This is a genomic window from Fluviirhizobium alvei (genome assembly GCF_030551875.1).
In the GTDB taxonomy this organism is placed as follows: Bacteria; Pseudomonadota; Alphaproteobacteria; order Rhizobiales; family Rhizobiaceae; genus Rhizobium_E; species Rhizobium_E alvei.
On record NZ_JAUOZU010000001.1, the window covers coordinates 333,923 to 346,095 of the forward strand.

At 58.3% G+C, this 12,173-nt stretch carries 12 protein-coding genes and 1 riboswitch; of the genes, 10 read left to right on the plus strand and 2 right to left on the minus strand.

Annotated elements, in window-relative coordinates:
* The first annotated feature begins 282 nt into the window (after positions 1 to 282).
* From Q4481_RS01585 to Q4481_RS01630, 10 genes are all read left to right on the plus strand, one after another.
* Positions 283 to 1,020, plus strand: coding sequence for a LuxR family transcriptional regulator (locus tag Q4481_RS01585; protein ID WP_304374511.1), 738 nt, complete (start codon positions 283 to 285; stop codon positions 1,018 to 1,020).
* Between the two features lie 777 nt (positions 1,021 to 1,797).
* Complete coding sequence (gene apbC, locus Q4481_RS01590; protein ID WP_304374512.1) at positions 1,798 to 2,943, plus strand: iron-sulfur cluster carrier protein ApbC; 1,146 nt, start codon at positions 1,798 to 1,800, stop codon at positions 2,941 to 2,943.
* A gap of 221 nt (positions 2,944 to 3,164) precedes the next feature.
* Complete coding sequence (locus Q4481_RS01595; RefSeq protein WP_304374513.1) at positions 3,165 to 4,145, plus strand: magnesium transporter CorA family protein; 981 nt, start codon at positions 3,165 to 3,167, stop codon at positions 4,143 to 4,145.
* Positions 4,146 to 4,201: 56 nt separating this feature from the next.
* Positions 4,202 to 6,070 carry a potassium transporter Kup gene (locus Q4481_RS01600; protein ID WP_304374754.1) on the plus strand — a complete coding sequence of 623 codons (1,869 nt, stop codon included), beginning with the start codon at positions 4,202 to 4,204 and terminating at the stop codon, positions 6,068 to 6,070.
* A gap of 160 nt (positions 6,071 to 6,230) precedes the next feature.
* The gene (locus Q4481_RS01605; protein ID WP_304374514.1) at positions 6,231 to 7,406 is read left to right on the plus strand and encodes a cell wall hydrolase; all 1,176 of its coding nucleotides are present in this window, start codon (positions 6,231 to 6,233) and stop codon (positions 7,404 to 7,406) included.
* A 265-nt stretch (positions 7,407 to 7,671) separates the two neighbouring features.
* Positions 7,672 to 8,022, plus strand: coding sequence for an AtpZ/AtpI family protein (locus Q4481_RS01610; protein WP_304374515.1), 351 nt, complete (start codon positions 7,672 to 7,674; stop codon positions 8,020 to 8,022).
* Between the two features lie 47 nt (positions 8,023 to 8,069).
* Positions 8,070 to 8,834 (plus strand): F0F1 ATP synthase subunit A, encoded by a 765-nt coding sequence (locus tag Q4481_RS01615; RefSeq protein WP_304374516.1) that lies wholly within the window; start codon positions 8,070 to 8,072, stop codon positions 8,832 to 8,834.
* Between the two features lie 66 nt (positions 8,835 to 8,900).
* Positions 8,901 to 9,125 (plus strand): F0F1 ATP synthase subunit C, encoded by a 225-nt coding sequence (locus Q4481_RS01620; protein WP_304374517.1) that lies wholly within the window; start codon positions 8,901 to 8,903, stop codon positions 9,123 to 9,125.
* 81 nt (positions 9,126 to 9,206) lie between these two features.
* Complete coding sequence (locus tag Q4481_RS01625) at positions 9,207 to 9,824, plus strand: F0F1 ATP synthase subunit B (protein ID WP_304374518.1); 618 nt, start codon at positions 9,207 to 9,209, stop codon at positions 9,822 to 9,824.
* A gap of 15 nt (positions 9,825 to 9,839) precedes the next feature.
* Positions 9,840 to 10,328, plus strand: a complete 489-nt coding sequence (locus tag Q4481_RS01630; protein ID WP_304374519.1) for a F0F1 ATP synthase subunit B — start codon at positions 9,840 to 9,842, stop codon at positions 10,326 to 10,328.
* A 52-nt stretch (positions 10,329 to 10,380) separates the two neighbouring features.
* On the opposite strand, the gene bluB is transcribed toward Q4481_RS01630, so the two are convergent.
* Both bluB and rnhB read right to left on the minus strand, forming a co-directional pair.
* Positions 10,381 to 11,121, minus strand: coding sequence for a 5,6-dimethylbenzimidazole synthase (gene bluB, locus Q4481_RS01635; protein ID WP_304374520.1), 741 nt, complete (start codon positions 11,119 to 11,121; stop codon positions 10,381 to 10,383).
* Positions 11,122 to 11,163: 42 nt separating this feature from the next.
* Positions 11,164 to 11,338, minus strand: a riboswitch (cobalamin riboswitch).
* Between the two features lie 47 nt (positions 11,339 to 11,385).
* Positions 11,386 to 12,042 carry a ribonuclease HII gene (gene rnhB / locus Q4481_RS01640; RefSeq protein WP_304374521.1) on the minus strand — a complete coding sequence of 219 codons (657 nt, stop codon included), beginning with the start codon at positions 12,040 to 12,042 and terminating at the stop codon, positions 11,386 to 11,388.
* Positions 12,043 to 12,173 lie beyond the last annotated feature (131 nt).

The window sequence follows — 12,173 nt, forward strand, 5'->3', positions numbered from 1 at the left end:
GTAAACGGACCAAAGCCTATTGATATTGGGTCGACCATGTCGCACATTGCGTTTTCGAACGGCTGAAAGGGCTTTCACTGGCGAATCGATGAGAAAACTGCGATTTCTGAACGTGTAAAACGTTTCATGTCGCGTAGAATGTCGTATTGGATATCTCGCGGGGGCAATTGTGTTGATATCCGGGCTTGTGACGCCTCATACATGACGGGAAAATAGGGTACGGTAATCGGATCTGGCCAGGCATGCTGGCAGTGTCCGAATTTCACCGTTAAAGAAAGTGATATGGTACACAATATAGAGAGTGCAGCAGTCGACCATCTCGCCTTGATGAATGAGATCGGCGGCCTTGCCACACAGTTTGATGTTTTTCGGTTCCTGAAAAAGGTAGCCGAGCTTTTTTGTGAACGAGCTTTTATCGTCTTCCGGATTCCTGGTGCGACGACCCAGGAACTTCAATCCGTTTCCGTGATCACAAACTGGCCTGCGGAACTTTTATCGAAATATGATGCTTCGGGGCTTCTGCAAAGCAGTCCGGTTATCAAGAAGATCAAACAGTCTTCTGTTCCCTTCCGCTATGATACCAACGATGTTGACGTCAGCATTCAGGATCGCAGTTTTGGTACCGTCACGGAGCTTTTCAATCACTACAATATGCCGCGCGGAGCCTATTTCCCGGTGGCGGATCCGGGTGGGGATCGTGGCGCGATCGGTTTTTCCGGGGATCGGGAGCCGTTCACGGATTATGAGCTGATGCAACTTCTTATGATCTGTACATCTGTCTTCGACAGGCTCTACCAGATCAGCCGGAAGGATATGCGGGCCGGCGATGAACTGACCGAGCGCGAAATCGACTGCCTGAACTGGACGGCAGCTGGAAAGACAAGCGCCGAGATTTCTGAAATCCTCGGTCTGTCGGAACATACGGTCAATCATTATCTCAATCGGGCGACCAAGAAGCTCGATACCGTCAACAGAACCCAGGCTGTCGCCAAGGCGTTGCGGACCGGAATCATTTCTTAAGAGCCGGAGAAATCGCTTGTCTTTGCGGCTACGAGGCCTTCGGTTGCGAGGTCAAATACCGAGCCGATCCAGGCGGATAGCGCTGCGTTCACTTTTTTGTGATCGTCCATTGAAGCCTTTTTTCAATCCATACCCCAAGTGGGGGATATATTTCAAAACGGATAACGCTAGTTTGTTTCCCAGTGCGTGAACTTTCCGGAATAACGATTCTGGCATGGCGAACCCCGCTCCATGAAATTCGGGCTATCCGGATCATAGGAGACGCTTGCCGGTAAAACCCGCCCGCAGCCCTGCCGGGCGGGTTTTTCATGCGCGTTTTTCAGACGTTGCACAAAAAAGTGCCTGTTCCGTTGGCGCTTTTATACGCAGGCCTTTCCTGTGAAAATCTCGATGTCGCTGAAATCACGAGAGAAATCACCAGTGGACAACTTGGCATGCTTCCTGCTTACTTAGGGCAGGTCCAGAGGGGGCCACTATACAAGCATCCCAACGAAGGATGCGATCTGAAGGCAAGCCGCCTTTTACTCCCGTCGTCACGTGGTCTGCCACGGTTTCGGTGAGTGAAAGGCGGCTTCGTTTTATAGGCAGCAGGCCAGAACGGGCCAAAACCGATATAATTGGTCGCTGCCGTTGGCGCATCCGGACATATCCACTATCTAGATCAGCACGAAGGCGAACGGATTCGAGCGCCGCCTTGCAATGCGTAACCTCAACAGCGACCGTATATCAGGATGCGTAGCGGAAAAGGTTGCCAGAGGCCGACAGGATGGATGGGACATGGCTGAGATAACAAGCGCACAGATTCTGGAACGACTGAAGACCGTTCGCGGTCCTGACATGGACGGCAACATCGTCGATCTCGGTCTGGTTTCCGATGTTTTCATTTCCGATGGCAAGGCCTATTTCTCGATCACCGTCCCGGCAGAACGTGCCAAGGAACTCGAGCCGCTCCGCCTCGCCGCCGAACGGGTGGTGAAGGAAATGCCCGGCATGAAGGGCGCTTTTGCAGCCCTGACCGCCGACAAGAAGGCGGGCGGCGCTGCCGCTCCCGTCAGCCGTCCCGCCGCACATGCCCATAATCACGGGCCGGCTGCAGGTGGTGCACCGGCTGCCAAACCCGGCATCCCGGGCGTGACGCACATCATCGCGGTGGCGTCGGGCAAGGGCGGTGTCGGCAAGTCGACGACGGCAATCAATATTGCGCTTGGTCTGCAGACGCTGGGTTTGAAGGTTGGGCTTCTGGATGCCGATATCTACGGTCCTTCCGTTCCGCGCCTCCTCGGTATTTCCGGCCGACCGCAGCAGATCGATGGCAAGCTGATCAAGCCAATGGAGAATTATGGCCTGAAGGCCATGTCGATGGGCTTCCTCGTCGATGAGAATGTCGCGATGATCTGGCGCGGCCCGATGATCCAGTCGGCCCTGCTGCAAATGCTGCGGGAAGTGGCCTGGGGACAACTCGATGTTCTGGTCGTCGACATGCCGCCCGGAACCGGCGATGCGCAGCTGACCATGGCCCAGCAGGTGCCGCTCTCTGGCGCCGTGATCGTTTCGACGCCGCAGGATCTGGCCCTGATCGATGCCCGCAAGGCGATCACCATGTTCAACAAGGTCGAGATCCCGTTGCTGGGCGTCGTCGAGAACATGAGCCATTTCGTCTGCCCCAATTGCGGCACCAGCCACGATATTTTCGGGCATGGTGGCGCCCGCCAGGAGGCCGAGAAGATCGGTGTTCCGTTCCTCGGCGAAGTGCCGCTCGCCATGACGATCCGGGAGACCTCTGATTCGGGTCGACCCGTCACGGTTTCCGAACCGGAAGGACCTCATGCCCGCGCCTATCGTGAGATTGCGGGCAAGGTCTGGCAGGCGCTCTCCAGCCGTCAGGCATCGACGCCCGCCGCTCCGCGCATTGTTTTCGATTGAGGCGGCCAAAGCGTCAATGTATCAGGATCGCCGCCCGTGAGCCGGGCGGCATGCGGTTGCACTGCACTATTCTTGTCTTGATTGTTGCCTCGATTTAAGCGATATCAGCGACCATGATGGGCAGTCTCGGACTCGCCTGTCAGATGATCGCAACCGATGTTGCTTCCTGAAGGGGACGGGAATTCCAGGCGCATGATGATCCTTGATGGGGCTCCTGCCTGATGATGAAGGCTTACCGTTCCAACGGTGAAGCGATCGTCCTGTCGGTCGATCAGCGCGTCGATTCTTTGCCCGATGATGTGTTCTGGCTGGATCTGAACAGCCCGACCCGCGAGGAAGATCTGTATGCCGAGCGCCTGACCGGCATCGATGTGCCCACCCGGCAGGATCTGAGGGACATTGAGCCTTCAAGCCGTCTCTACAGCACGAATGGCACCACTTATCTAACGGGCTCCCTGATCTGTCATGCGGATTCGGCGCAGCCGGTGCTCGCCGATGTTGCCTTCGTCTTGACAGCGAGCCGCCTGGTAACGGTGCGCTACGACGATCCGCGTTCCTTCACGCTCTTTGCCCATGCCGCCGGACGCTTACAGGGCGAGCTTCGCAACCCGGCACTGACGCTGACTCGTCTATTGGAAACGATTACCGACCGGACTGCGGAAATTCTCGAGCAGGCAGAGGTCAAGAGCGACAGCCTGCTGGTGCGCATCTTCGGCGATGGCGGCGAAGGCAAAAAACGCCGAGCAGCAGGAACGCTCGAGGGCTTGCTGGTCGAAATCGCGCACCACCACCGGCTGATCTCGAAAGTGCGCGACAGTCTGGTTTCGCTGGCGCGGCTGAATTCGTTCCTCGGTGGCGTACCGGCAGTTCAGAACTGTTCCGAAGCCCATGCGCTGAGCAGCTCGATCGGGCGCGACATCCAGTCTCTCGCCGAACATGCCAATTTCATCTCGGGCAATCTGAGTTTCATGCTCGATGCGTCGCTGGGACTTATCAATGTCGAGCAGAACGCCATCATCAAGATTTTCTCGATCGCCTCGGTGGTCTTTTTGCCGCCAACGCTCGTCGCTTCCGTCTATGGCATGAACTTCGTCCATATGCCGGAGTTGCAATGGATGATGGGCTATCCAGCTTCCCTGTTGCTGATGGTCTTCTCCGCTGTTATTCCCTATCTCTTCTTCCGCTGGAAAGGCTGGCTCTGAGCCAGGAACAACGCATGTCTGCATCCAACGATCATTCCGGCGACCATGGCGGCAAGATGACGACAGGGCGTGTTCTCGCCCTCGCGCTCGGCTCGGTCGGCGTTGTTTATGGCGATATCGGCACAAGCCCGCTCTATGCGTTCCGCGAAGCGCTGCGTCCGGTTGCGCATGATGGCGTGGACCGGTTCGAGATCATCGGGCTCATCTCGCTGTTCTTCTGGACCATCACCATTATCGTCACCATCAAATATGTCATTTTTCTGCTCAAGGCAGACAATGACGGCGAAGGCGGCACGCTGTCGCTTCTGTCTTTGGTCATCAAGTCCGTGTCGGAGAAGCGGCGCTCTGTGCTCTACATCATCGGCATGATTGGTGCGGCCCTGTTTCTGGGCGATGCCATGATCACGCCGGCCCTTTCGGTTCTTTCGGCGGTCGAAGGTCTCAAATATGTCACGCCGACGCTGCATTCCTATGTTGTGCCGATCTCGGTGGTGATCCTGGTGCTGCTGTTTGCCGTGCAATCGCGCGGCACTGGCGCCGTGTCGGCCTTTTTCGGACCGATTACCGCCTTCTGGTTCCTCGTGCTCGCCGGCATGGGGATCTATCATATCCAGGATGATTACTCGGTCCTGATCGCCTTCAATCCCTATTATGCCGTCTGGTTCCTCTTTCATTCCGGTCTGGTGGGTTTCATCGTGCTGGGCTCGGTCTTCCTCGCAGTGACCGGCGCAGAAGCGCTCTATGCGGATCTGGGCCATTTCGGGAAACTGCCGATCCGGCTCGCCTGGTTCGGCCTGATCTTCCCGGCCCTGACGCTGAACTATCTCGGGCAGGGGGCCATGGTGTTGCAGAACCCCGCAGCGCTGGCCGATCCCTTCTTCCTGATGTTCCCGGATGGCATTCGCCTGCCGGCCGTCCTTCTTGCCACCGTGGCGACCATCATCGCCAGCCAGTCTGTCATCACCGGGGCGTTTTCGCTTGCCCGTCAGGCCATCAACCTCGGCTTCCTTCCGCGCATGGAAATCTACCATACGTCCGAAGCCCATACCGGCCAGATCTATCTGCCGGCGGTCAACACGATCCTTCTGTTCGGCGTCATGGCGCTGGTGCTGATGTTCAAGAGCTCCGAAGCGCTCGCGGTTGCCTATGGTATCGCCGTGACCGGGGATATGGTCGTCTCGACCATCCTTCTCTACAACTTCATCCGGCTGTTCTGGAAATGGAGCCTGTTCCGGACCCTTCTGCTCATTGCGCCGCTCTTCGTGATCGAATCCATCTTTCTGGGCTCGAACCTCACGAAGCTGCACCATGGCGGCTATGTGCCGGTGCTGATTGCAGCCTGTTTCGTGGTCATCATGTGGACCTGGCGGCGCGGCACCCGGATTCTGTTCGAGAAGACCAGACGCACCCATATTCCGCTCGATGCCTTCGTCCGCTCGATCGAGAAGAAGAGCGATCACGGGCCGATCGAGGTGCCGGGAACCGCGATCTTCCTCACCTCCGATCCGACCTCGACGCCGGCGGCCCTGCTGCACAATCTCAAGCATAACCATGTGATGCATTCGCAGAACATCATCCTGACGATCAAGACCCAGAGCCGGCCCCGCGTGCCGACCGAGGATCGCGGCAGGATCGAGCGGATCTCCGAGCATTTCCAGTTGCTTGAGCTGAATTTCGGCTATCTCGAGACGCAGAATGTGTCGCAGGCTCTGGCGCATCTCCGCAAGGCCGGGCTGAAGTTCGACATCATGTCGACCTCCTTCTATCTCGGTCGCCGCAAGCTCATACCGGATGCCAATTCCGGCATGCCGGCCTGGCAGGACCGGTTGTTCATCGCGCTTGCCTCGGCCGCAACGGACCCGTCCGATTACTTCCGTCTTCCGGCAAACCGCGTGGTGGAACTCGGCGCCCACGTTTCGGTCTGATTTCGGACTGAAAAACGACCATTTCCGAATTCAGTTAAGGGCGCCGGCAAGGCGCCCTTTGCGCAAGAGGGTGCAATTCCGGCGATTAACCAATCATCAAGGTTAATACTTCATGTTAGCGGACACTGTTTCTCGTCCGTCTGTTTGGAGTAGCGTGTCCGTGTCGAAACGTTCATTCTCATCCCGCGTCGCCCTCCATTCTCGCACTGGCTGGGTCAAGCCTGCGATTCTTGCTGTTGGCGTGCTGGTTGGTTTTCCGGATGCCGCAGCGCGCTCGGATATTTCGGCCCTGATCATGGGGCAGGCAGATTCGCCGGAAGGCTGGCGCAACTTCATCGTCGCATCCGCTGCCGGTTCCATTCACACCGAAGAACTCGTCTTCAATGATCCGATGGCGACGGCCAGCATTCCCGCCGGTCGCGGTATCGTGCTTGCCAACGGACGTCGGATCGCGCTTGCCAATTCCGAGAAGCCGGTACCGGCGACACCGGATGAGGAACGCGTTACCCGCAGTCTCAAGAAAGGCCGCATCGTCGCGCAGGAATTCCTGCAGCCGCCGAAGGATTTTACCGCCGGTTCGATTCTCGATCGCCGCGCCAGCCTGCTGGTTCCCGAACGTCTCGGCGAACAGAAGGTGGCCTTTGCCAAGCCGAAGCTGAATGGCAAGGAGATGGAGATTGCGATGTCCTTCCATCGCTTCAAGCCGAAGGCGAAGGATTATGGCGTTCCGGTGGAAATCGCCTCTCTGGTCAACAATGACAAGGCAGACAGCCTTGCGACCGCCTATATCGATCCGACACCGGACTACGCGAAAATCTCGCCCTTTGATTCGATTCTCACTGACACAGCCAAGCAACGTTTCGTGCCGGAGATCGAAGGCAAGAGCCACGATTGGGCCACCAATGTTCTGCCGGCCTCTGTATTCACAGAAAAAGAACAGAAATGCCTGGCCGAAGCGATCTATTTCGAATCGATCACCGAGCCCCTGAAAGGACAGGCGGCAGTCGCGCAGGTCGTTCTCAACCGGGTACGCAATCCGACATTCCCGAACACGATCTGCGGCGTGGTCTACCAGAATGAAGACTGGCGCAACCGCTGCCAGTTCTCCTTTGCCTGCGACCGTATCCCCGACATTGTCTGGTCCAAGCGCAAGTTCAAGGTCGCCAAGGAGATCGCGCTCGCCGTCACCGCCGGCAAGATTTATCTCAAGGAAGTCGGCGATTCCACCCACTACCACGCCACTTATGTGCGCCCGCCCTGGGCGCGGACCATGAAGAAAGTCGGCAAGATCGGCCTGCACGTGTTCTATCGCACATATAGGGGCGGCTGGACCTGATTTCGCCGCTATTGGCACGCCGAAACGCCCAGCCGGCGCCTGTTGACGCAGCGCAAAAGCCGAGATTCCGTAAAGTTGCCAATAAATTATTGAAATCGCTTCCAAAAATGCCAATTCAATATGTTGTCCCCAAGCCTTGACTAAGCTTGGCGGTGAAACTATGTTGCGCCCGGCTTGAACGGGGGATCGGCAGCGCTAATTAGCCTTTTTGATGGCTTGTTCTCAGGGGTTTCTTGAGATATGGCAGCGCCGAAAAGGGGTGCGTATGGCAGATCACCACGACGACAGCCTGAATAGACGTAAGGACCAGCTTGAGGCCAAATTGGCTGCGGCAAAGGATCCGGAAGCGAAGGCAGAGGCGGAGAAGGGCGGCAAGAATGCCGGTTATTCTCAGGCAATGAAACTTTCTTCCGAATTCGTGGCGGCCATTCTGGTGGGTGGGGCGATAGGCTACCTGCTCGATCTGGTTGCGCCGACCCGGCCTTTCGGGTTGATTGCATTCGTGCTTCTGGGCTTCTGCTCGGGTGTGTTGAATGTGATGCGGTCGGCGGGTGTAGTGAAGTCGCAGCATCCGGTCGACAGGCTGGGTGAACTGAAAAAGAAAGACCGGAAGTAAGCGCCTGCTTGCCAAGGTTTGGGATTGAAAGCGAAAGAGACGTTAAAGTGGCGAGCGATCCGACCAAAGTTGACCCGATCCACCAGTTCCATATCAATCCCCTCGTGCCGCTTGATTTCGGTGGCGTGAATGTCAGCTTCACCAATTCCGCCCTGTTCATGGCGCTGACGACGGTTGTCGCTGCTGGTTTCTTCCTTTGGGCTTCGTCGCCGAAGGCCGTCATTCCCGGTCGCGCCCAGGCGCTCGCCGAACTGACCTACGAATTCATCGCCAACATGTTGAAGGATGGCGCCGGCAAGGCTGGCATGACGTTCTTCCCGCTGGTGTTCTCGCTCTTCCTCTTTGTGCTCGTTTCGAACCTGTTCGGCATGGTTCCGGGCTTCTTCACCGTCAACAGCCAGATCATCGTCACCTTTGCGCTTGCGATGGTGGTGATGCTGACCGTGGTGATCTACGGTTTCTACAAGCATGGTTTTCACTTCCTCGGCCTCTTCGTGCCGTCGGGCGTTCCGGGCATTCTCGTGCCGCTGGTTACTGCCATCGAAGTGATTTCGTTCTTCTCGCGTCCGGTCAGCCTCTCGGTTCGTCTTTTTGCGAACCTGCTCGCCGGCCACATCACGCTCAAGGTTTTCGCTGGCTTCGTCGGTTCGCTCGGCGCGCTCGGTGCAGTTGGCTGGGCCGGCGCTATCCTGCCGCTCGCCATGACGGTCGGCCTGACCGGTCTTGAGTTCCTCGTCGCCTTCCTGCAGGCATACGTCTTTGCGGTTCTGACTTGCATGTACCTCAACGACGCCCTGCATCCGGGTCACTAAGCCCAAACCAACCGGCGTCTTCGGGCGCCAGTCCGTAGCCGCAACAACCATTCGAAGGAGTATCACATGGAAGCGGAAGCAGCAAAATACATCGCCGCAGGTATCGCTTGCCTTGGCATGGGCGGTGCAGCCCTCGGTCTCGGCAACATCTTCGGCAACTTCCTTGCCGGCGCCCTGCGCAACCCGTCTGCCGCTGATGGCCAGTTCGGCCGCCTCGTTTTCGGCTTCGCCGTTACCGAAGCTCTCGGCATCTTCTCGCTGCTCATCGCCCTTCTGGCGCTGTTCGGCTGATCTTTCCGAAAAGAAACTGGGTCGCGGTTTCGGCCGTGACCCAGTTTGATTTCTATCAATCTCCTCGACCAGGAGGCAGGAATGTTTGTGACGATGGCTTATGCCTTGTCAACGACCGCCGTGGTGAGCGAGTCTGCGGATGCTCAGGAAGCTGCCGCGACCGACGCACACGCTGCTCAGACCACGCACAGCGAAACAGGCGCCGAACATGGGGCATTTCCGCCCTTCGACCCGTCAAGCTATCCTTCCCAGCTTCTCTGGCTGGCGATTACATTTGGTATCTTCTATTACCTGATTTCGAAGATCATCGCACCGCGGATCGCTTCGACGCTGGAAACGCGCGAATCGCGCATCGCTGCCGATCTGGCGGAAGCCAATCGTGCGAAGAGCGAAGCCGATGCCGTCGTGGCCAAGTATGAGCAGGAACTGGCAACCGCCCGTTCCAAGGCCTCTGCCATTGCTGCTGAAGCCCGCGACGAATCCAAGGCCAAGGCCGATGCCGAGCGTGCTTCGCTCGAAGCCGATCTGGCCAAGAAGATCGCTGCCGCTGAAGAGCGCATCGCTTCGATCAAGTCGAGCGCGCTGGCAGATGTCGGCAAGGTTGCTGAAGAAACCGCAGTTGAAATCGTTGAAAGCCTGACGGGTATTTCCGTAAGCGCCGCCGATTCCGCTGCCGCCGTCAATTCTGTCAAAGGCTGATCGGAGGGCATGACTATGGATGCAACAATGTGGGCCCAGGTCTGGGCGACCGTTGCTCTGGTGATCTTCCTCGCCGGTGCCGTCTACATCAAGGTCCCTTCGATGGTTGCGAAGGCGCTCGATGCGCGTGCTGCCAAGATCGCTGGGGAACTCGATGAAGCCAAGAAGCTGCGCGAAGAAGCCCAGTCGCTTCTGAACGAATATCAGAAGAAGCGTTCGGAAGCCGAAAAGGAAGCCGCCGAGATCGTGGCCGCTGCCAAGCGCGAAGCCGATGCTCTCGCCGAGGAAGCCCGCCAGAAGACTGCGGAATTCGTCGCTCGTCGTACGGCTCTTTCCGAACAGAAGATTGCCCAGGCTGAAGCAGATGCCGTCAGCGCGGTTCGCTCTGCGGCCGTTGACCTCGCGGTCGCGGCTTCCGAGAAGCTGATTGCCGCAAATGTCGGTAAGGTTGGCGACGATCTCTTCAAGGCATCGCTTGAGCAGGTGAAGACCCGCCTGAACTGATCGAGCGATCAGGTCTGAGATTTGGCCCGCCCTCGTGGCGGGCCTTTTCGTTTCAGCCTCTTGCGGGGTTCTTGCAGGCGATTTCCCGGTAGAAGCCAAGCACATGCGATTGCTCTGGCCAGCGTTCCCTGAAGATCAGCTTTTCGAGCGGGATCTTGTCGCGCCATCCTTTGACCTGCAGTTCGGGGCGCTGATAGAGCTGGTCCACCTTGCCGACGCAGAGATAGGCAATGATCTCCACCCCATCCGGAAGCCCGAAATGGGCCTTCAGGGCCTCATCGTCATAGATCGAGACCCAACCGACGCCGATCCCTTCCGCTCGCGCCGCCAGCCAGAAGTTCTGCACGGCGCAGACGGTCGAATAGAGATCCATCTCGGGGTTATGGGTGCGGCCGAGCACGAAGTCGCCACCGCGTTTGCGATCACAGGTAACGACGATATTGATCGGCGCCTTGAGAATCCCTTCCAGTTTCAGCGCGAGGTAATCGAGCCTTTGCTGACCGACGAGCCGATCCGCAGCTTCAATGTTGGCCTTGGAGAATAGGTTGTGGACCGCGCGACGATTGGCCTCGTCTTCAACAAGAATGAAGTTCCACGGCTGCATGTAACCGACAGAGGGCGCAGCATGTGCCGCCTCGAGCAGGCGGGCGAGGATATCCGGATCGATCGGATCCGGAAGAAACTCGTTCCGCACGTCACGCCGCGTATGGATGGCACGATAGACGGCGTTGCGCTCGTCGCTGGAAAACGGACTGGCGGCCGCAAGCGCGCGGCTTTCGGTATTGGGCTGCATCGTAAGACCCCTGGCTGCAGCACCCTGCCGGCTGTCCGTGCCTGAGGGCTATCCTGTTCGGCCGGTCTTCTGGCTCAGCGTCATCCCGCATTCGCCGCCTTCCCGCATGATGCAGTGGCCTGAGGCGATACGGTCGGCTCTACAGCGTTGGGCACGCACCGGATTTTGACCGGCTTCCCGATTCTCCCCTAAGGGCACCGAACATCATAGCGATACAGAGCGAAGGCATCTGGTGCAAGCCGAGGACCGTCATTGTCTGTCGCATCAACCCTGCCGGAGGGGACGAAAGCTCATCCGGTGGATCGGGCAGGGGCCGAATTTTTCGATCGCCTTTCGGTGTTCGGCAGTGGCATAGCCGGCGTGACGTTCGAAACCGTAGCGCGGATAAAGGCGGCCGGCTTCTTCCATCATCCGGTCACGCGTCACCTTGGCGACGATCGATGCCGCGGCGATCGAAAGCGAAAGGGCGTCGCCCTTGATCACGGCCCGGCCCATGCAGGGCAGTCCCGGTGGGACATCTCGTCCATCGACGAGCAGAAAATCCGGGCGCCGTGTCAAGCTTTCCACCGCACGCCGCATGGCAAGAAGGCTCGCCTTGCGGATATCCGTTCGGTCGATCGTTGCGGCACTCACCGACACGACGGCCACGTCTGCCGTTGCGAGGATCCCGTCATAGATCTGGGCCCTCTTTTCAGCCGATAGCTGCTTGGAGTCGTTGAGCCCTTCGGGAACATTGGCGGGATCGAGAATGACGGCACTCGCGACAACCGGACCGGCCAGTGGCCCCCGACCCGCCTCATCCGTCCCTGCGATGATCCTGAAACCATCCAGACGCGCGGCCTCTTCAAAGCGGAAGCTCGGCCCGTCAGGGCTAGCGTTCGCAAACAGATCAGGGGAATCGGAGGGAATGCGCCGGCTCATGCGGAATCACTGGCACATTCCCCCGATCCGCTGCAAGCCCCGGATCATGGCGGATGATCCGGGGAGGCGACCGGAATGGGGCGATTTCCGGGTCGCAGGACATGGGCCGGCACAGGTGGCGGACGGTGCCG